We start from the raw sequence: 21,427 nt of genomic DNA, 5'->3' as shown, positions 1-21,427 counted from the left end.
ATTGTTAATTATTTTTCAGATTGGACTTTTAAAAACATATCTTTTGGGAGATATAATTTCGGAATCATCGCCAATAAAATCCCAAAGACGATACCATTTAAGATGAAGCCGGCAACGAAACTGCCGCCATTTACGGTTAACGAATAGAGCCAAGCATTCATTCCTTTAGGTGCGTATGAGCCCCAGTAGATGGCCCCAGCTAAGAAGTGGCAGAAGTATTTGGCGAAAGTACCAATGAAAGCTGCGGACCAAAGGAGCGCAATCGTTTTTACTTTGGTATTTTGTTGGATACTTGCTTGAACTGGTTTTTGTAAAACGCCAGCTAGGCCAACGACCATGAAGGCAATCGTAAATTCTAGTAATCCTTGCCAAACGTTGAGAACACTCCCGTTACCAAGTCCGCGTAAGACGAGGTCTAAAAGGCCCCAGATTAAACCCGAAACCATCCCAGCCGCGGCGCCGCGACGGAGACTATAGATAATAATGGGGATAATCCCAAAGGAAACCTCAATCGCTGATGGCCCTACAGTATGCGGAATATATTCCAGAGCCATCGCAAATGCCGCGATAATGGCCCCTTCAATTTGAATCAATAACCGTTGATGTTGCATAAAAATAACCCCTTTTCTTGGTTAACCAACACAAAAAAGGAGTTAAAGTCTCAACTCCATCACAATTCCTACGCTTGTCTTAACAAACAGGTTCGAAGGGTCTGATCATCTAATCACTCTCAGCCAATGGCTCCCCTTTGCGATGGTTAATATTTAAATTTTAAGAACGTTTTCAGTATACCGGATACAACAAAGATGTCAAGCAATCAAGCTTCATTCGAGCTTATCCATTGCCGAGCGCTGTTCGTCATCAACCACGTGCGTATACAAATGGGTGGCCTGCGTGGTGGTTTGGCCCAATTGGGTCGCTACGATCGTTTCGCTGTGGGTCGCTGACATCAGATCGGTTGCGAGTGTATGACGGAATTTATGCGGCGTTAGTCGAACGCCAAAAGCTTCAGAGTACTTAGCTACCAGTTTTTCAATGGCATAGTTACTGATTCGTTTGGCTTGGCCGCGATACTTTGTGACAAATAAGGCCCGTTCGTTAGCGGCTAAATAGCGCTGTTGCCGGATTTGAACGTAATCTTGCAGATAAGGTAAACCCCAAGGTGCGATCGGCACGGTATCTTGTTGACCGCCTTTGCGAATAACCGTAATTGTTAGTTGTTCAAGGTTTAAATCAGAAACGTTAGCTTGGGCGAGTTCGGAAAGACGAATGCCGGTAGTGAGTGCCAATACGCAAATCGCAATATCACGTTCACAATTTTGCTTATAAGAAGCGAGTTGGCGATTAGAGAGCGCACTGGGATAGTCGACTTGCATAAAGGTAATGAAGTCGTGTTTTTTATCGCCGGTGAGCAACTTTTGACCGATATGGCGGGACCGAGTGGCCATTGTCTCGGAAGATTTCAGGAGTTTAACTTTTTTCATGACGTTCCGGTAAAAATAAGGCTCGCCATCAGCTTGTTCAGCTTCAATTGTCAGGAAGTACCAGAGCGCATTCAAAGCATTGATAGAGCGATTAACTGCCTGGAAGGAGAGTTTATGATTATTTGCTTTCCGTTTATTCATTAAAAAAATCTTGTAGAGTTCGATATCTTCTAACTTCATCTTATCAAGCGCAATGAGGGGGATCTCCTTGGTCGTTTGAACAGCCACGATTTGTTCGTCAATTAACCAGGAGAAGAAGCGGACGTATTCTTGGAGGTATTGGTAGAGCGTTGCAGAGGAGTATGCGTTGGCTTGCCGATTAATATAGAATTTACGGACGTAATCGGGAAAATCTGCTAAGCGTTGTTCACATAGTTCGAGATAACGTTGTTGGTCCATGATTGAAACCACCTTAATAAAGAATTATAGTTAGTTTAACAAAAAAGCGGCGAGAATACCACAAGTGTTGTTAAAACCATAATTTTAACAACACTTGTTTGGCGAATTTTGACCACTAACCCGAAAAATCAAATTTCAGGCCACCTGTAGCAGCCATTTAAAACGTTAAAAATGCATGGTTAACAGCCTTTTGTCTTTTTAAAATGTTGATATAACAGCGTTTATAGCATTTTTAGGCCGATTTGAGCATCAAATTAGCGTTTTATTGAACTCGGATTATGGTTAATGATTAGCAATTTGAGCCTTAAAATTACGGATTTTACAGCTGTATAAATCAATCTTGAGTTATTTAATGAATTTCATGTGGTTATTGATCATTAATGATTAGAAAATGGTTTTAATCTGCGGTCACATCAATATTTTAGCATTGAGATTTGTTAATCGTAGTTGAGTTTTTTTAACGATTGCTACTTTAGGGAAAGTATTTTAAAACGTTGCTAAAAGGATTTGCTAAATTAAAGACTTAAATACAACTTAATAAGTTAAAATCAGCCACTCTTTTAAAATAAATATATACTTCCTATAATATATATTATGTAAACTAGAATATGTTTTTTTATTTAATAGGTCCCCCACACCGTCTTTAAACACCGCAATCGGTTATTTCTATGTTGCAAACTCACTCAAATATAATTGCGCTCCTGGTTATTTGAACCAGCCGAAAATGCCACCAAACAGTAACTTAAAATTTATTGCAGGCCATTTTAAAAGCCCAGCTACTGGTTAAATACCAATCGTTGGGCTTTTTAGATTAATTTTAGTCAGTTAGTCGAATCACAACTTTACCGGCTAACTTACCATTAGCAACCAATTCCAGTGCATCTTGAACGTGATCAAGATCAAAATCTTGTGGATCGATAGCTGGTGTAATGTGATGTTTTTCAACTAATTCAGTAACTTTTTTTAGTTGTTGACCGTCTGAACGCACAAAGATGAAGCGGTAGTCAACTTGGGCTTTAGCAGCGAGTTTATCCCATTTCTTACCCACTAAACTAAACAAGAGCCGTTTCCAAGCAGGTAATTGATGCGCGATGGCAAAGTGTTTGTTAGGGCCTGCCACCAAACTTAATAAGCGACCACCGGGTTTCATAATTGCAAGTTCACGTTCGATATCTTGAGCGCCACGAGTATCGATAACGTAATCGACATCGTTTAATACTTTCCAATAATCGGTTGTCCGGTAATCAAGGTATTGATCAGCGCCTAATTTTAAAATATGCTCACGTGCTGCCGCATTTCCCGAGACAATGACTGTTAAGCCTAAAGATTTAGCGACTGGCACGGCTAATTGGCCAAAACTACCAGAACCACCAGGAATGAAAAGCGTCTTCCCTGCTTCAACAGCCAATTCTTCTGTGAGGCCTTGATAAGCAGTTAAACCAGTCAAGGGGACAGCCACGGCCTCTTTAGCTGACAAATTGGAAGGTGTATACCAGATAGCCTTGGCATCAACGACAACATATTCTGCAAAACCACCAATTTTAGCAAGTGGTAGCCGGGTGTAAACCAGGTCACCCGGTTTAAAAGGTGTTACGTTAGTGCCGATAGCGGTAATTTCACCAACAACTTCATTGCCAAGGGTTAGTGGCATCGAATAGTCTTGAATCAACTTAACGCTGCCGTGAATATTCATTAAATCTAACGGATTGACTGCGGCATAGCTAACTTTGATGAGTACTTCGTTCGCTTGGGGTTTGGGGGTGGTAATTTCCTTCACTGTCACATTAAGATCTTTACTATATTTTGTAATTTGAGCTGCTTTCATTTTAAAGTGCCTCTTTCCATGGGAGTATTTGAAGTGTTTGGTGTGCTATTGCGATTAGCGCCTCTGAATCAGGATTTACTTTAGCCATGATACGGATACCAACTAATGCATTTTGAAGTGTTGCGGCTAGTAGCTCGTACTTAATGGGGGTCTGCAACTCAGCTTGTCCTGCAAGCAGTAATTGCTGCAGCATTGCTTGTTCCTGTTGCAAATAGCGTTTAACGAGCTGTTGGATGTCGCCTTCTAACGTTGGTAACGTGGTTGCTGTATTAACGATTAAACAGCCGTCTGGTTGTTGCGTTGGGTGTTTAATGAACGCCTCAAAAATGGCTGTTAAACGACTACTAAGGTCGCGATGCTCATTGATGATTTGCTTAAATGTCGCGGTGATTTGATTGTGGTAACGCGCTAGGACTGCGATAAATAGCTGGTGCTTATCCCCAAACGTATCATAAATACTGCGGCGATGGATGCCCATTTCGTCGACTAGGTTTTGCATCGACGTTTGTTCATATCCCTGGCGCCAAAAAACGAGCATTGCTTTGTCTAAGACGGCTGTTGTTTCAAATTCTTTCGTGCGCATCTGATGATCTCCTTTTATTAGAACGTTCATTCTAGTATAGATGATGACTCTGAATAACACAACTAGATTTTGCGCAATTTCAAAGACAAAAAAAGAACGTCTCATGAAGACGTTCTTTGGTGATGCTATTTCGTAAGGTAAAAAATCCCGAAGGCCCCCAGACCAACGTGACTCATAATAACGGGGCTGGTTAAAGCGACTGTATAAGGGACATGGGGTTGGGTTTCTGCTAGTGTTGCTTGGATTTTAGCGGATAATTCGTCAGTGATGCCGACATGTGAAATACCAATTTCAGCAACATCTTGAGTGGCCAAGTGTTCGCGAATATTATTGATTTCTTTGGTGAAGGCTTTTAGCCCGCGTCCCTTAGCAATCACTTCTAATTCCGTATCTGTTAAGCGGACGATCACCTTGAGTTTAATCAGTTTTGTTAAGAGCCCTGCCATCCGGCTGATACGCCCGCCGCGTTGGAGTGCATCTAGTGAATCTAAGAAAACATAGGTTTCTGTCTTGCTACGGATCTCATCAAGATGGGCAATGATTTCAGTAAGTGTCTTCCCCGCTTCAACATCTTGAGCGGCTGCGACGACTTGATAAGCCAAGCCACGGTCAATTTCTTTACTATCGATGACGTGGACGTCACTTGTTGATTGTTGGGCCGCTGTGTGTGCGCCTTCGATAGTCCCACTGAGTAACCCTGTACAGTGGATTGACAAAATCGTACTGCCATCAGCCCCCAATTGATCGTATAGTTCAACAAAGCTACCAACTGTTGGTTGGCTCGTTGTTGGAAACTCAGTCGTTGCATTTTGCAAACGGCTCAAAAATTCGGCACGGGTAATCGTTTGACCGTCAACGAAAGATTCAGCCCCCTGTTGAATAGTTAGTGGCACAATATGGATATCATACCGTTCTTGTTCTGCTGTAGTTAGTTGAATCGATGAGTCGGTCACTATTTTAATTGTCATATGAGTTGTACTCCTTTGAGTCAATAATTTAGATGTTCAGATAAATTGAAAAGAACATTAATGTCGTTCCGAGCATTACGAAAAAGTGCCAAATCAGATGTAAACCAGGAATTTTAGGAAAACTGTAAATCAAGGCGCCAACCGTGAAGACGACCCCACCGCTGACGAGTAACCAAAAGCCTGAAGGTGATAAGTTAGTATATAACGTTTTGCCCGCCAATAAGCATAACCAGCCCATAATAACGTAAATGCTGGTTTCTAGCCGTTGGTAGCGACCGTGGCTAAAAATATGCGTTAAAATCCCCGCAATTGCAAGCGTCCAAATCGCAATCAATAGACTAATGCCCGCCGTATGCCCGATAAAAATCAAACAGTATGGTGTATAGGTGCCGGCGATTAACAAGAAAATATTACTATGATCAAATATTTGGAAAACCCGCTTGGCCTTAGTAAAGGCTAAACAATGGAATAACGTTGATGCGAGATACAGCGCTAGTAAGGTGGCACCATAAACGATTAAACTAGCGATTGCTACTGGGGATAGCGATTTTTGAACACTCTTGATAATCAGGAGGCTTACCAATGCTAGGCTCCCGAAAAAGCCCACACCGTGTGTAATGGCATTCCAAACTTCGTAGATAATTTGTTGTCGTTTATTAGTCATCATTTGTAAATGATCGCCTCTTTTTTCTCTATTTGTCGAGTATTATAGATTGATATAGAATATAAGTCAACTAAAAATAGAATTACATTCTACATACGTGACAAATGATTAATGCTATGGCATAATAAAAGCACAAACAAGTCGGTCGTTAAGGAGTATTGAAATGCAATCTCAAGAATTTAAGCAGTGGCTTAGTGATTTTCAAGCCCTGCGCTTGCCACAATGGGAAGATTTTCCGGATCTAGAGTTATATATGGACCAAGTGATTAATGAAGTCAATAAGCAACTAGAGCCACTCTTGCACGTTAAGATTACGAAAACAATGATTAATAGCTACGTTAAGATGGCTATTATTGAGCGGCCAGTCAAGAAACGCTATAACCGCGATCATCTAGCGGAATTGATTATTGTCAGCATTATGAAGCTTGTTTTTCCGTTGGATGTTTGTAAAAAAGGGATTCAACAAGCCTTAGATAACGCCAGTGCCGGTGAAGCTTATGACCAGTTTGTGGCGCTTTTTAACGATGAAATGGCCAATATCAATGCCCCTGCTAGCGTCAACGAATTCGACCTCAGCGAGTCATCATTGGCCATTGTGCAAAAAGTAGCCGTTAAATCCGTGATTTATAAACTGATCGGCACAAAATTAGTCGAAATCAGCTAACCGCTTACATGATTATATAACTAAAAAATGGTTTACAGCAAACTTAATTGCTGTAAACCATTTTTTTAAAGCATTATTTAATATTATTCTTTCGTGAAATCCTTAATCCAAGCTAAGGCAATTGCTTTTTCACCTAAGTGGGCACCGATAACGGGGCCAAAATAGCTGATATCAATCGGTAAATCAGGGTGTTTTTCGCGGAGCTTGTCACGCCAGGATAGGGCTGCTGCCTCATCATTGGCATGGATAATCAATGCGCGTAATGGGTAATCAACACGTTCTTGTGTTTCTTCAAAGATTTGTTCAGCGCGGGCGTAAGCCTTCTTCAATGAACGCACCTTTTCAAAAGCGGTAATCTTGTTAGTTTCATCATCAAATGTTAATAATGGCTTGATTTTTAACATACTACCGATAAAGGCAGAGGCATTTGATAGACGGCCACCACGGACTAAGTTTTGTAAGTCGTTGACGATAAAGCACTCATCCATTGTGCTTTTTAAATCATCGAGTCGAGCAATAATTTGTTCAACAGTGACTTCTGGGTCGCGGGCCATTCGGGCTGCTTCCATTGCTAAATAGCCCATCAACATCACGGTAATCCCAGAATCGTAAGGCACGACTTGGATGTTATCGATGGTGCTGGCTGCATTTTTCAAAGTTGTCACAAATCCGGAGATCGTGCTGGCAAGGTGGATACTGATGACGGCATCGTAACCTTCGTTACCTAGATCCTCGTATAATTTTAACATCTCGCCTAGTGGAGGCTGTGAGGTGCTTGGAAATGTTTCGGCTGTTTTTAATTTTTGATAGAACTCTTCAGATGTAATGTCGACGCCTTCATCGTACACTTGTCCATCGAGAATTACTGGGATTGGAACAACGTAGAGATGATGGTCTTTCACTTGCTGTTCTGTGAGATAAGCAGTACTATCAGTGACTACAGCAATTTTCATGTTGACACCTACTTTTTTATTATTCGGTAATAACTATATCATAAATGACGGGCTAATTCCCCTATTAATCGCTTTTTTCAAAAAGTTGTATAGGCCCTCTTCTTTTAGTTCATCGGTATAACGGCGATGATAACGGTTTACCTCAGCGTGTAAATTTCGTGTGTTGATGGTTAGCAATCGGATACGTTAATTTCTTTGAGGTTCTGTGCCAAAACAGTTACAATAAGTAAGATAATTCTATTACAGAAAGTGTGACCAATAATGACCTTTGACGGTTTAATGACTCACGCCGTTGTCAACGAGCTCAATACGACGCTTGCCGACGGTAAAATTACTAAAATCCAACAGCCTTATGCCAATGAGGTAATCTTAACGATCCGGGCAAATCGTAAAACATACCCTCTTTTGTTATCTGCTCACCCGTCTTACGCACGAGTGCAAGTAACCCGGGTGCCCTATGCAAACCCTGCTACACCGCCGAATTTTGCGATGACGCTTCGGAAATATTTAGACGGTGCCATTTTAGAACAGATTGAACAAGTTGAAAGTGACCGCATCTTACGATTAACTTTTAAATCCCGCAATGAATTAGGCGACATGCAAAAATTATGTTTGATTGTCGAATTAATGGGTCGGCATAGTAATGTCATCTTGATTAACCTTGAAACTCAAAAGATCCTCGATTTAATTCGGCATGTTGGGGTTTCACAAAATCGGTTCCGCTTTTTAATGCCCGGGGCTGATTACGTTAACCCCCCAGCACCTACTGGCTTGAACGCCTTTACGACTGATTTAGACACGCTTGATTGGTTAAGTTATTATAATGAGGACGCCGATGAACAGATTCACTGGCTACAACAACAATTCCAAGGCATGAGCCGCGAAAGTGCCCTTGAATTGCAAACCCGTTTAGTAGATCACGATAACTATTTAGCAGTCGTGACTGATTTCTTCAAGCAATTTGACCAAGCACAACCGACGTTAACAATTGGTGAAAAGAAATCATGGTTTACCGCCTTCCCTTATCAGAGCCTCATAGGGACTCAGAGCCATTTTGAAACGCTGAGTGAACTGTTAGACCAATACTATCTGCATAAGGCTCAGCGCGACCGTGTGCAACAACAAGGTGGGGCCCTCATCCATTTCATTCGCAATGAGATTCAAAAGGATGAAAAGAAACTAAAAAAACTACAAAAAACACTCAAAGCAGCCGATAGTGCCGATGATTATCGAATCAAAGGTGAAATTTTAACCACCTACTTACGACAAGTTGAACGGGGTATGACCGAAGTGACGCTCCCTAATTTTTACGATAACAATGAGCCCATTAAAATCACGTTATCCAATCAGATTAGTCCTTCCAAAAATGCGCAGAAGTACTTCTCGAAATATCAAAAACTAAGAAACTCAATTGCCTACGTCAATGACCAAATGGCTAAGACCGAAGCTGAGTTACAGTATTTCTACACAATTATGGCCCAAATTGAGATTGCCGAACCTAAGGATTTGGAAGATATTAAGGCCGAATTACAGGCTGAAGGCTATCTTAAGCTTAAGAAAACAGGCGCTAAGAAACAAAAACGCTATAAGATTAGTGAACCAGAAGTCTTCTATGCGACCGATGGCACGCGAATCTTTGTTGGGAAGAATAACTACCAAAATGATCAGTTAACCTTGAAAAAAGCGCATAAAACCGATATCTGGTTGCATGTTAAGAATATTCCGGGTTCCCATGTGATTATTGATAGTCCGACACCGTCTGAACAAACGATTCAAGAAGCCGGCAACTTAGCGGCCTACTTCTCGAAGGCCCGTTTGTCAGCCGCTGTGCCAGTTGATTACATTCAAGTTAAGAAAATTAAAAAACCCAACGGTGCCAGACCAGGTTTTGTCATTTACGAAGGACAACAAACCCTCTATACGACACCGGACGAAGCACTCGTTCAAAAGTTACGTAATAAACCAGTGCAAGCCTAATAAAAAAGCGTTCCGCCAAATTAAATTTTGACGGAACGCTTTTTTATTGGCTATTCTGTGTTAATCCGCAAAGCATAGCCGACTGGTGTCATACTCTTTTTTTAATGTGCGTCTGACCATGCTTGTGGGTCTTGGCGCCATTCATTTAAAGATGACGCTTGTTCTGGTGTCAGATTATCAGCCGCTTGTTCAACCGCTAATAGTGCTGAAAAGTTAGAAAGGGTCATCAATGGAAAGCCGGCTTGTTCGAAGTTCTTGCGACCAGCGGCCAATTCGTATGAGAAAATCCCGAAGACACCTAAAATTTCAGCGCCTTCTTTTTGAGCAGCTTGAGCAGCTTGTAGTACGCTACCGCCAGTTGAAATTAGGTCATCAATCAAGACCATTTTTTGCCCAGCCGTAAATGGGCCTTCAATTTGACGACCTTGACCATGATCCTTTGGTTTAGAGCGAATATAAACCATGGGTAGATCGAGTTCAGCTGCAATCCAGGCAGCATGTGGTATCCCAGCGGTTGCGGTGCCACCGATGACTGCCACTTCTGGGAATTGGGCTTTGATAGCAGCAGCTAATTGACTGGCAATTAGCTTGCGGACCTGAGGATAACCAATTGTAAGGCGGTTGTCACAGTAAATGGGGCTTTTGAGGCCACTGGCCCAGGTAAAGGGTTGATTTGGGCTGAGGCTTACCGCTTTGATATCGATTAAGGCTTGTGCGACTTGTTCGGCAATTGTTGTCATTTGAAAGACTCCCATTCTGATTTAATAGCTTGGTAAGCTTGATAAGGATTACTGGCTTGCGTAATTGGGCGCCCAACAACGATGCCGTTACTATGCATCTGAGCGGCCTCAAGTGGTGTAACCGCCCGTTTTTGGTCGTTATTTTGGCTCGTTGCGGGACGAATACCCGGTGTGACGCAGAGAAAATCTGTAGCCGTCTTACTTTTAATAGTGGTAATCTCTTGTGCAGAACAGATCACCCCGTCACAGGCGGATTGTTGCGCGAGTTGTGCGTAATGTGCTACTGACTCAGGCAGGCTGACAGAAACGAGTTGTTCCTGTTGCATTTGAGCCTCATTGGTTGACGTTAATTGCGTGATGGCTAATAACTTAGCGGGTTTGACGTTGGCTTGTTTAGCACCCGCTTTTAATCCCGCAGCGCCGGCTTGTAGCATTGTTTGTCCACCCGCGGCGTGAATGGTCGTGTAATCGACGCCTAATTGGCCGATGACGGTCATTGCGCTTTGAACCGTATTAGGAATGTCATAGAGCTTTAAATCGAGGAAAATCCGATAGCCACGTGCTTTGAGCGTTTTAATGAGTTGCGGCCCTTCTTGATAGAAAAGTTCCATGCCGATTTTTACGAATAGCGTTTCATCTTTGGGGAATTGTTGGAGAAATTGGTCTGTTTTTTGCCAATTGGGAAAGTCTAGCGCGATAATTACGGGATTTGTCATTAATTATAGAACCTCCTGGTTAACGGCGAATGTTTTAAAGTCATGTAAATCGTACTTAGCAAGTTCATCGGGGAGCGCCTTGATGATATTGGGACAAGCAAATGGCTCACTGAAATTAGCGGTACCAACAGCAACCGCGTTAGCACCGGCTGCCATCAATTCGAGTGCATCCCCGGCTGTTGCGACCCCGCCCATCCCAATAATCGGCAGGTTGGAAATCGAACGCACTTGATGAACTAGGCGGATTGCGACTGGTTTGATGGCTGGGCCTGACAGCCCACCGGTTTGATTAGCCAGAATTGGTTGCCGGGTTTTTGGATCAATGCGCATCCCAACTAAGGTATTGATTAGTGAGAAGCCGGCTGCCCCCGCTGCTTCGACTGCCTTAGCTATTGGACGAATGTCAGTGACATTAGGTGAGAGTTTGACGTAGACTGGGACCTGGCTAACCGCCACACAGGCTTTCGTTAAAGTCGCGGCGGCCTCTGGTGAAGTTCCGAATTCTAAGCCGCCGTGTGCGACATTGGGGCAAGAGATGTTTAATTCAATCGCGTGAACGTTCGGTGCTTGGCTAATTCGTTCACAGACAGCGACATAGTCTGCTTCGGTATTGTCCGCAACGTTGGCGATAATTGGCAGGTCTGGGTAACATTCTGCTAACCAAGGCAACTTTTCAGCCATGATAGCTTCAATCCCTGGGTTTTGTAAGCCGATTGCGTTTAACATCCCACTAGGTGTTTCGGCCACTCGTGGCGTAGCATTCCCTAAGCGGGGTTCTTTTGTCGCGGCTTTAATAATAATTGCGCCGAGTAAATTAAGATCGTAATAACGGCCGTACTCTTGGCCAAAGCCAAAACAACCCGATGCTGGCATAATGGGGTTCTTCAGTTCTAAGCCGGGTAAAGAAACGCGTAAATCGCTAGTCATTAGAGTAACACCTCGTTTGTTTTAAAGACTGGTCCGTCATCACAGATTTTTAGCTGGATGGTTGGGTCGACTTTTAGTTTCGTAACACAGGCGTAACAAGCACCGATTCCGCAGGCCATCCGCTCTTCTAATGAGATATAAGCGTTTGGATGTGCGCTAAAGCGATTATCGACAGCCATTAACAACCCTTTAGGCCCACAGGCATAGATTGCGTCATAGGTGGTGGCGGCATCTGCAAATTGTGCGTCGAGTAATAAGCCGACATGGCCTTTGTAACCGTAAGAGCCATCATTAGTTGCATAGGCGGTTGGTCCTAATTTTTCAAACTCGGCTTGATAAAAGATGGCCTCTTGATTGGCAAAGCCAAAAACGTGTTGAACTTGAACGCCTTTAGCGACTAATTGCCGGGATAATTCGTGTAATGGTGGAATGCCGGTTCCGCCACCGATGATTAAAGCTTTCTGATGCGGCTTAAGTTGGTCGATTGGATAACCATGACCGCCTAATGGGCCTAAGACGGATAATTCAGTCCCTTGTGAACACTCACTGAGGATTTGAGTGCCTTCGCCAACCGTCCGATAGAGTAAGGTAATGGTGTTATGTGCGGCATCGACATTGGCGATCCCAAATGGGCGCCTCAATAAGAGCGCATCGCTAGGAATTTTGACATCGACGAATTGTCCGGGTTGTACCTTTTCTTGGGCTAAGTCACCTGATAAGCGGAGTTCGAAAATACCAGGCGCAATTTCAGTTTGATCTTGAATCGTTAATAGCCATTCTAGTGGCAACATAAGCGTGACTCCTTTGAATTTTTATGTAATAAAAGCGCCAAGACCAAGGCGGCCCTTGGCGCTTTAATAATGTTCAGAATACAATCAGTATGAACGCACTTCTTTGTAACGTGCTTTTTGAAACTAACTTCTGTGCTTAGCAACATACCGTAAATAATCGACTCTGTCGCTCATTCACAGTATTAGGCTAATGCTCAGAATATAATCAGTTTGAACGCACTTCCTTTATAGTGGTTTTGTGAGGAGTGATTGGGATTCTAGGACTGTCAAAATGGCATCCGTTGTATCGAGCGATGTTAATAATGGAATGCCGTGTTCAATAGCGGTTTGGCGAATGACAATACTGTCTTTAGCCACTTGGGGTGCTTCGTTTAAACCGGTTGTATTGATGACCAGTTGGATATGGCCGGCCTTAATCTTGTCGAGTAAGTCGCCTGAAGTGGCGTTGATCTTGTCGACTTGTTGGACTGGAATGCCCGCTGCTTTAAATTGTTGTGTCGTTCCGGGTGTTGCAATGATTTGGTAACCGACTTCTCTAAAGCGTTTTGTTAAAGCAAGTGCTTGGGCTTTATCTTGGTTCGTGACTGTCATTAAGACGTTACCGTGACTGGGCAAATGCATGCCACTAGCTTCGAAGGCTTTATAAAGTGCTTTTTGCATCGTGACATCTGTGCCCATCACTTCCCCGGTTGATTTCATTTCAGGTCCTAAGAGACTATCAACGCGGGTTAGTTTTGAAAATGAGAAAACTGGTGCTTTCACGTGGATGAGTGGCCCGGCGGGTAATAAACCAGTTGGGCTCTTCAATTCAGCTAAGGTGCTACCTAAGATTAATTGGGTTGCAAGTTGTGCCATTGGGATTTGAGTAACTTTACTTAAGAATGGCACTGTCCGGCTAGCACGCGGGTTGACTTCGATGACGTAAACTTCGTCATTTTGAATGATGAATTGGATATTCAACAAACCATGACAATCGAGTGCAAGACAGAGTTTAGTGGTGTAGTCGATAATTGCTGCTTTTTGATCTTCTGTGAGGTTTTGTGGTGGATAAACGGCCATTGAATCGCCTGAATGGACGCCGGCCCGTTCGATATGTTCCATGATGCCTGGAATTAAGACCTCTTGACCGTCACAGATAGCATCGACTTCACATTCTTTACCCATTAAGTAACGATCGATTAAGACTGGATGTTCGTCTGAGACCTTAACGGCTTCTTGCATATAGTGAGTTAAGTCTTCTGGCGTATGCACAATTTCCATTGCCCGGCCGCCTAAGACGAAACTAGGCCGAATTAAGACGGGATAACCAATCTCACTTGCAATCGTTAATGCATCAGGGGCGTTGGTTGCTGTTTTACCAACAGGTTGAGGAATATTCAATTCTTGAATTAATTGGTCGAATAAATCACGGTCTTCAGCGCGGTCTAAGTTGGCAACGCTCGTCCCTAAGATCTTAACGCCGTTTTCTTCAAGTGGTGCAGCTAAGTTAATCGCTGTTTGACCCCCGAATTGAACGATAACGCCTTCTGGTTTTTCTAGTTCGACGACGTTTAAAACATCTTCGAGTGTTAATGGTTCAAAGTAAAGCTTGTCGGAGATTGAAAAATCGGTAGAAACCGTCTCTGGATTACTATTCATGATGATTGCTTCGTAACCAGCCTTTTGAATGGCCTGTACACAGTGGACGGTTGCGTAATCGAACTCGACCCCTTGACCGATCCGAATGGGGCCAGAACCGATGACTAAGATTGATGGTTTAACGGACACTAAACTTTCATTCTCTTGTTCGTAGGTCGCGTAGTAATAAGGGGTTTGTGATTCAAACTCGGCGGCACAAGTGTCAACCATCTTATAGACGGGTTGAATGCCACTTTCTTGGCGCATTTGGCGCACTTGGATTGGCGTGATTTGCCAAGTCTTAGCAATCTTTTCGTCTGAAAAGCCGTTTTTCTTAACGATTTCGAGTAATTCGACGTCGCCTTTTTGACTACGGAGTTGTTCTTCTAGTTCAACGATGTGGCTGATCTTATCTAAGAAGAATAAATCAATTTTCGTTAATTCAGCTAATTCCTGAATGAGATAGCCTCGTCGTAATGCTTCTGCGAGGTAGAAAAGGCGGTCATCTTGCGGATGAATAATCCGTTGGACCAAATCGTTGTCGCTGACGCTGGTTAAACCTGCTAATTCAAGGTGGGCTGTGCCGATTTCAAGTGAGCGAACGGCTTTTAGGAGTGATTCTTCGATGTTCCGGCCAATCGCCATGACTTCGCCAGTCGCTTTCATCTGGGTACCTAATTGACGGTCACCCTTATTGAACTTATCAAAAGGCCAACGGGGAATCTTGGCAACGACGTAATCTAACATCGGTTCGAATTGCGCGTAAGTGGTCCCGGTAATTGGGTTATAGATTTCGTCGAGTGTTAAACCAACCGCAATTTTAGCGGCCATCTTAGCAATCGGATAACCGGTTGCTTTTGAGGCTAAAGCTGATGAGCGACTCACCCGAGGATTAACTTCGATAATGAAGTAGCGCTCGCTGTTAGGATCAAGGGCTAATTGAACGTTACAGCCCCCTTCAATCTTCAAAGCCCGGATAATTTTTAATGAAGCGTCCCGAAGCATTTGCACTTCGCGGTCACTTAATGTTTGAACTGGGGCAAAGACAATTGAATCACCAGTATGGATACCGACGGGGTCGAAGTTTTCCATGTTGCAGACGACTAAGGCGTTGTCGTTGCGATCACGCATCACTTCAAATTCGATTTCTTTGTAACCCGCAATGCTTTGTTCAACAAGGACTTGACCAACTGGGGATAATGCAATCCCGTTTTTGACGATTATTTTAAGTTGGCCCGCGTTTTCGGCAATCCCACCGCCTGTCCCACCAAGTGTGAAGGCCGGGCGAATAATGACGGGGAAGCCATTTTGTTTTACAAATTCTTGTGCATCAGCTAATGAGTGCGCAATCGCTGATTCCGGGATGGGTTCATTGAGTTGGTTCATCAAGTTCTTGAATAATTCCCGATCTTCTGCTTGATCGATGGCACTTAATTTTGTCCCAAGTAATTCGATATCGAGTTCAGCAAGAATCCCACAATTAGCGAGTTCTAAGGCCATGTTTAAGCCGGTTTGACCCCCAAGGGTTGGTAAGATTGCATCGGGCAGTTCTTTTCTTAAAATTTGCGTGACAAAATCAAGCGTGATTGGTTCGATATAAACCGTGTCAGCAACTGTTTTATCAGTCATAATCGTCGCAGGGTTTGAGTTGATGAGCACCACTTGGTACCCTTCTTCTTTAAGTGCAAGACAGGCTTGGGTTCCTGAGTAATCAAATTCGGCAGCTTGACCAATCACGATTGGACCGGAGCCAATGACTAAAATTTTACGAATATCGGTTCTTTTTGGCATCACTAAATCCCCTTTTTCTATTTTTGGCGGCGATTAAAATCATCAATCATGTCAATGAATTCATCAAATAGGTGGACAGCATCGTGTGGACCAGGTGCTGCATCTGGATGGAATTGAACGGAAAATGCTGGGTACTGACGATGACGGAGTCCTTCGACAGTGTGGTCATTAATTTCAATATGGGTCACTAATAGTTGTTGGGGGTCGATTGAGTCCGCATCAACGGCGAAACCGTGATTTTGTGATGTGAAATCGATCCGGTTAGTGGCAATTTCACGAACGGGATGGTTGAAACCGCGGTGACCAAATTTCATTTTGTAGGTTTTAGCCCCGTTAGCGAGTGCGAATAACTGGTGGCCCAGACAAATCCCAAAGATTGGTAATTTGCCTTGAATGCCCCGAATCATTTCGATTGCTTCGGGGACGTCTTCTGGATCCCCAGGGCCGTTGGTTAACATGACGCCGTCTGGATCGAGACTGAGAATTTCTTCAGCAGTCGCATTATAAGGTAGGACGGTTAAATTACAGTTACGTTTTGATAATTCGCGTAAAATACTATGCTTCAAGCCGAAGTCAATCACCACGATATTGCGACCAGTCGCAGGACTAGGATATGGTTTAGCCGTTGATACTTGCTGGACTTGATTTTTAGGTAATACCAAAGCTTTTAATTGATCAAAAGCATGATCGTCGGCGGCATCCACGATGCTGGCTTTCATCGTGCCTTTATCCCGTAAGCGGCGCGTTAAAGCCCGCGTATCAATGCCCCAAATACCGGGTATTTTCTTTTGTTTTAAAAAGTCGTCAAGGCTCATGTTCATCCGCCAGTTATTAGCTAAGCGTGGGACTTCATGAACGACCACCCCTTTACAGGTGGGTTTAATTGATTCAAAATCATCGCGGTTAACGCCATAATTGCCGATTAATGGGTATGTAAAAGCAATAATTTGGCCGTTGTAGGATTGATCTGTAATGGTTTCTTGATAACCACTCATACCGGTGTTAAAGACAATTTCACCAGTTGAGATGGTAGGTGCACCAAAGCCAAAACCGCTAAAGACGGTGCCGTCTTCTAAAATGAGATAACGTTTCATAAGCTATTTACTCCTTTGATAAGCAACTTGACCGGCAACTAGGGTTAATTCTGTACCGCCAAGTACCGTTTCACCGATGAATGGTGTGTTGTGGCCCTTAGATTGGAAGTCGGTTGCTTGAATAGTAGTGGGTTGTGTCAGGTTAAAAACAGCGATATCGGCTTGGTCGCCAACGCGTAGTTGACCGGCTGCGGGTAGATTGAAAACCTGCGCCGGAACGGTCGTCATTTTAGCTAATAATTGCGCTAAGCTAAAGGGGCCATTAACGACTAGGTGTGTATAGAGTAAACTGAAGGCTGTTTCACTCCCTACTATACCAAATGGTGCTTGTAATAACGACTGACTTTTCTCAGCCGCGGTATGTGGTGCGTGATCGGTCGCAATCACGTCGATTGTGCCATCCATCAGACCTGCCCAGAGGCTTTGACGGTCTGCTAACGTTCTGAGGGGCGGATTCATTTTTAACAGGGCATCGTCACTGATGATTGAACGATCGTCGAGTAAAAGATGATGTGGGGTGACTTCGCAGGTGATATTGACACCATCTGCTTTAGCGCGGCGGACAAGTGCCACGGTTTCCTTAGTTGAAATGTGGCAGATATGATAGTGAACGCCGGTTGCACGAGCGAGTTCGATATCGCGCGCCACTTGAGCGGATTCACTCACACTTGGAATACCAGGAACGTTTAAACGTTTGGCTGCGTTACCGTCGTGAATAACACCCCCGTTGACTAGCGAGATATCTTCAACGTGTGCGACAATTGGCGCCTTAATTGCGGCTGCTTGTTGCATGGCGAGGTACATTGTTTGGGCGTCTTGCACACCGTGACCATCATTGGTAAAACCGGCGGCACCGGCTGCTTTGAAAGCCGGCATATCAACCAGATTGTTATTGACTAAATCGCCGGTGATTGGCGCGAATTGATACGTATGGACGGTGGTTTCCGTTTGGTTCCGGGCAACTAACGTTTTGAAATCAGCTAGCTTATCAGGTACTGGGTTGAGGTTCGGCATTGCAATGACACTCGTATAACCCCCGTGAGCCGCAGCCCGACTACCTGTTTGGAGGGTTTCTTTATCGGTGAAACCTGGATCTCTGAAATGGACATGTCCATCAATTAACCCGGCACTTACAAGTGCACCTTGCGCGTCAAAAATGGTTTCGGCTGGCTCGTCGCTCGGTGTGATATGCGCTTCAATCGCAGTGATCCGTCCTTTTTCATCAATCGCGATGTCTCTTTTGACGAGTTGATCGTCAATTAATAGTTGACCATTTTGGATAAGTCGATACATACTGCAGACCCCTAATCTTTAATGAGATTTTTTTGCTTTAATAAATGTTCAATCATGGCCATGCGCATGAAGACCCCGTTATGCATCTGCTTAAAAATTCGTGATTGGGGTGCTTCAACTAATTCATCGGCGATTTCAACGTCTCGGTTAACCGGTGCTGGGTGTAACCAGATGGCACTTGCTTTTAATTGGACGGCCCGCTGTGCTGTCAGGCCGTATTTAACGTGGAAAGCTTCATCAGTCATTGTTTCAGCGGAATCAAAGCGTTCGTATTGGATTCTGAGTAACATAACCACATCGACTTGATCTAAGATGCTATCGAGGGCGACGTGTTGACCGTAATCGTTGAATTCAGCGGTAAACCATTCTTCAGGACCGGCGAAATACAGTTGGGCACCCAGTCGTTTTAAAAGTTGCATATTGGATTTAGCAACTCGTGAGTGGCGTAAATCGCCACAGATGACAATTTTTAAACCGGCGAAGTGTCCGAACTCTTCATGAATGGTCATCATATCGAGTAGACATTGGGATGGATGTTGACCGCTGCCGTCTCCGCCGTTAGCCAAGGCTAAGTGGAAGGCTGGATCAGCCAGCAAATCATCGTAGTAGTTGTTTTGCGGATGGCGCACAGCGACAAAATCGACGCCGATTGCTTGGACCGTCTTGAGTGTATCGCTGAGTGTCTCCCCTTTTGAGACTGAGCTCGTTTCGGCTTCAAAAGACATTACGGATAACCCGAGCTTGCGTTCAGCCATTTCAAAACTCGTTTTGGTCCGGGTGCTATTTTCAAAGAAGAGGTTCATCGCGTATACGGGACGCGTTAATTCGCAAGTCGCGCCTTGTTTAAAGGCTTCCGCCCGTTCAATTAAATCTAAAACAGATGCATTCGTTAGTTGTTCAACCGATACGATCGCCGCTTGCTTAGTCATTTTGTTGTGCCTCCAATTCGATTTCACTCTTTGATTTTTGTGGTAAAACAAGGTTCATTGCGATGCCTAAGACTGTCGCAATCGCTAAGCCTGAGAATTGATATTGACCAAGTTGTAAGTAGGCATTCCCAATCCCAATTACTAAGATTGAGGAGCCAATCATTAAGTTCCGTTTTTTATCGAAGTCGACTTGGTTGTCGATCAAGACCCGCAGTCCACTTGAAGCGATAACGCCGAAGAGTAAGAAGCTGATCCCGCCGATAACGGGGGCTGGGATGCTTTGGATGAGTGCGCTCAGTTTACCGATGAAACCGAAGATGATGGCAAAGAATGCAGCGCCACCTAATACCCAGACACTGTGGACTTTAGTAATGGCTAAGACACCGATGTTTTCACCATAACTGGTGACCGGAGGACCTCCAACAAAAGCGGCGATGATTGAAGCTGTCCCGTCCCCTGCTAAAGTCCGGTGGAGACCAGGATTTTTGAAGAAGTTACGTTTTGTTAATTTATTTAAGACCATGATGTGGCCCATGTGTTCCGTCATTGTGACAAAGGCAATCGGTGCCATACTGAGAATTGCACCCCAGTAAAGACCGGGTTTATAGGTGACAAATGGCACTTGGAAATCCGGCACCTTGAACCAAGGGGCGTTTAAGACTGGTTGGAAATCGACGATGCCGAATAAAACGGCGATGATGTAACCTGAGACAATCCCGAGTAAGACCGGAATCAAACTCATGAAGCCTTTGAGATACATGTTAAAGGCGATTGTAATTAGTAAAGTTAAGATAGCGACCGCGAAAAACTTCAAATCGTAGTTACCAGCGGCATTGATGGTCGCTTGTTTAGCGGCCGTCCCCGCTAATGAAAGGCCGATAACCATGACGATTGGGCCGACAACAATTGGTGGCAAGGCTTTGTCGATCCAGCCGGAACCAATCAGACTCACCAAGACAGAAACGATGAGGTAAACTGCACCGACGGCCATCGTCCCTTGCGCAATCCCAGGATAACCAGTTGTTTTCATTAAAGCCAGCATTGGGACGATGAATGAGAAGCTTGAGCCCATGTAAGCTGGAATCTTTCCTTTAGTGATTAATAAGTACATCAGGGTACCAACGCCGGAACTAAAGAGTGCGATCCCAGGGTTTAAGCCGACTAAGATGGGGACTAAGACGGTTGACCCAAACATGGCGAACATGTGTTGGATCGATAAGCCGATCCATTTCCCGGTTGTTGGACGCTCGTTTACGTCTAACACCGCATCGGGATTGCGGTAAGTTGATTTTGTCATATGAAGACCTCCGATAATTAATCATTAAGTGATAATGGCGATAAAAAAAGGACATCCCTACTCTGCGGGTATGTCCTTTGGACGCATAGTGGGTGGACTGATGCTAGTCAGTCTTCGCCAATTATGCGGGCAAACCCTTTTGCTCTCTCTGGAGACAATTAAACGGTTCTAGCTTTAATTCAATTTTTCAATAGTAATGCCATCGTGATCATCAATTTCTTGCATGGCGACTTTAATTTGTTCGTTAAGGGCGGTTGGAATGTTTTTACCAACGAAATCCGGCCGAATTGGTAGTTCGCGGTGACCGCGATCCACTAAAACCGCAAGTGAGATTTTTTTAGGGCGGCCAAGATCCATTAAGGCATCAAGTGCGGCCCGAATTGTCCGGCCAGTATATAAGACATCATCGATAAGGATGACGTGTTTGTCCGTAATATCGACAGGGATGTCATTGCCATTTAGTTGGGGTTCGTTATGACTGTTTAAATCATGTTGATCGTCACGATAAAGTGTAATATCAAGCGTCCCCACTGGTACTGTTACGCCTTCGAGTTGTTCTAAACGTTTAGCGATGCGTTCAGCGATAAAAACACCCCGGGTTTTAATGCCGACAAAGACAAGGTCTGAAATCCCCTTGTTTTGTTCGATAATCTCGTAAGTAATCCGTGTAAAAACACGTTTCATGGTTGTGCTATCTACAACTTCTTTCACCATG

The 21,427-nt window shown here is 44.0% G+C and carries 19 protein-coding genes and 1 riboswitch; of the genes, 2 read left to right on the top strand and 17 right to left on the bottom strand.

Translation table 11 applies throughout. The annotated features are described in order from the left end of the window. Nucleotides 1-8: 8 nt before the first annotated feature. From thiT to C0213_05580, 6 genes are all read right to left on the bottom strand, one after another. Nucleotides 9-611: an energy-coupled thiamine transporter ThiT gene (gene thiT, locus C0213_05605; protein ID AUX11909.1), complete on the bottom strand. Its 603-nt coding sequence runs from the start codon at nt 609-611 to the stop codon at nt 9-11. Between the two features lie 48 nt (nt 612-659). Then, nucleotides 660-758: riboswitch (TPP riboswitch) on the bottom strand. 66 nt (nt 759-824) lie between these two features. Further along, nucleotides 825-1,883, bottom strand: coding sequence for a tyrosine recombinase XerS (locus C0213_05600; protein AUX11908.1), 1,059 nt, complete (start codon nt 1,881-1,883; stop codon nt 825-827). 817 nt (nt 1,884-2,700) lie between these two features. Continuing rightward, nucleotides 2,701-3,708 carry an oxidoreductase gene (locus C0213_05595; protein AUX11907.1) on the bottom strand — a complete coding sequence of 336 codons (1,008 nt, stop codon included), beginning with the start codon at nt 3,706-3,708 and terminating at the stop codon, nt 2,701-2,703. Nucleotide 3,709: 1 nt separating this feature from the next. Beyond that, on the bottom strand, nt 3,710-4,291 hold the full coding sequence (locus C0213_05590) for a TetR/AcrR family transcriptional regulator (protein ID AUX11906.1): 582 nt from the start codon (nt 4,289-4,291) through the stop codon (nt 3,710-3,712). A gap of 125 nt (nt 4,292-4,416) precedes the next feature. Then, nucleotides 4,417-5,259: a DegV family protein gene (locus C0213_05585; GenBank protein ID AUX11905.1), complete on the bottom strand. Its 843-nt coding sequence runs from the start codon at nt 5,257-5,259 to the stop codon at nt 4,417-4,419. A gap of 28 nt (nt 5,260-5,287) precedes the next feature. Continuing rightward, nucleotides 5,288-5,926, bottom strand: coding sequence for a hemolysin III (locus C0213_05580; GenBank protein AUX11904.1), 639 nt, complete (start codon nt 5,924-5,926; stop codon nt 5,288-5,290). Nucleotides 5,927-6,086: 160 nt separating this feature from the next. Here C0213_05580 and C0213_05575 point away from each other — a divergent pair, with 160 nt between their 5' ends. Continuing rightward, a complete protein-coding gene (locus C0213_05575) occupies nt 6,087-6,587 on the top strand; it encodes a hypothetical protein (protein AUX11903.1) in 501 nt (166 codons plus the stop codon). Nucleotides 6,588-6,670: 83 nt separating this feature from the next. On the opposite strand, the gene C0213_05570 is transcribed toward C0213_05575, so the two are convergent. Beyond that, nucleotides 6,671-7,540 (bottom strand): DegV family protein, encoded by an 870-nt coding sequence (locus C0213_05570; protein AUX11902.1) that lies wholly within the window; start codon nt 7,538-7,540, stop codon nt 6,671-6,673. Nucleotides 7,541-7,801: 261 nt separating this feature from the next. Here C0213_05570 and C0213_05565 point away from each other — a divergent pair, with 261 nt between their 5' ends. Continuing rightward, nucleotides 7,802-9,517, top strand: a complete 1,716-nt coding sequence (locus tag C0213_05565) for a hypothetical protein (GenBank protein ID AUX11901.1) — start codon at nt 7,802-7,804, stop codon at nt 9,515-9,517. 101 nt (nt 9,518-9,618) lie between these two features. Here the strand turns inward: C0213_05565 and C0213_05560 are convergent, their stop codons facing one another. The 10 genes from C0213_05560 to C0213_05515 all read right to left on the bottom strand — a co-directional run bounded on the left by C0213_05560 (nt 9,619) and on the right by C0213_05515 (nt 21,426). After that, a complete protein-coding gene (locus tag C0213_05560; GenBank protein ID AUX11900.1) occupies nt 9,619-10,257 on the bottom strand; it encodes an orotate phosphoribosyltransferase in 639 nt (212 codons plus the stop codon). Beyond that, on the bottom strand, nt 10,254-10,973 hold the full coding sequence (locus C0213_05555) for an orotidine-5'-phosphate decarboxylase (GenBank protein AUX11899.1): 720 nt from the start codon (nt 10,971-10,973) through the stop codon (nt 10,254-10,256). The genes C0213_05560 and C0213_05555 overlap by 4 nt, the downstream gene beginning before the upstream one ends. 3 nt (nt 10,974-10,976) lie before the next feature. After that, entirely contained in the window at nt 10,977-11,900 is a 924-nt protein-coding gene (locus C0213_05550; GenBank protein ID AUX11898.1) for a dihydroorotate dehydrogenase, read from the bottom strand. Continuing rightward, on the bottom strand, nt 11,900-12,691 hold the full coding sequence (locus C0213_05545) for a dihydroorotate dehydrogenase electron transfer subunit (protein ID AUX11897.1): 792 nt from the start codon (nt 12,689-12,691) through the stop codon (nt 11,900-11,902). The genes C0213_05550 and C0213_05545 overlap by 1 nt, the downstream gene beginning before the upstream one ends. Nucleotides 12,692-12,916: 225 nt before the next feature. Beyond that, complete coding sequence (locus C0213_05540) at nt 12,917-16,099, bottom strand: carbamoyl-phosphate synthase large subunit (GenBank protein AUX11896.1); 3,183 nt, start codon at nt 16,097-16,099, stop codon at nt 12,917-12,919. A gap of 17 nt (nt 16,100-16,116) precedes the next feature. After that, complete coding sequence (locus C0213_05535; GenBank protein AUX11895.1) at nt 16,117-17,193, bottom strand: carbamoyl phosphate synthase small subunit; 1,077 nt, start codon at nt 17,191-17,193, stop codon at nt 16,117-16,119. A gap of 3 nt (nt 17,194-17,196) precedes the next feature. Then, complete coding sequence (locus tag C0213_05530) at nt 17,197-18,486, bottom strand: dihydroorotase (protein AUX11894.1); 1,290 nt, start codon at nt 18,484-18,486, stop codon at nt 17,197-17,199. 11 nt (nt 18,487-18,497) lie between these two features. Continuing rightward, the gene (locus C0213_05525; GenBank protein ID AUX11893.1) at nt 18,498-19,415 is read right to left on the bottom strand and encodes an aspartate carbamoyltransferase; all 918 of its coding nucleotides are present in this window, start codon (nt 19,413-19,415) and stop codon (nt 18,498-18,500) included. Beyond that, nucleotides 19,408-20,712, bottom strand: coding sequence for a uracil permease (locus C0213_05520; protein ID AUX11892.1), 1,305 nt, complete (start codon nt 20,710-20,712; stop codon nt 19,408-19,410). The genes C0213_05525 and C0213_05520 overlap by 8 nt, the downstream gene beginning before the upstream one ends. 174 nt (nt 20,713-20,886) lie before the next feature. Continuing rightward, nucleotides 20,887-21,426: a bifunctional pyr operon transcriptional regulator/uracil phosphoribosyltransferase gene (locus C0213_05515; protein AUX11891.1), complete on the bottom strand. Its 540-nt coding sequence runs from the start codon at nt 21,424-21,426 to the stop codon at nt 20,887-20,889. Nucleotide 21,427: the final 1 nt, after the last annotated feature.

The sequence above is a fragment of the Latilactobacillus sakei genome (assembly GCA_002953655.1).
Lineage (GTDB): Bacteria > Bacillota > Bacilli > Lactobacillales > Lactobacillaceae > Latilactobacillus > Latilactobacillus sakei_A.
This window is presented reverse-complemented; position numbering and strand designations above follow the sequence as displayed.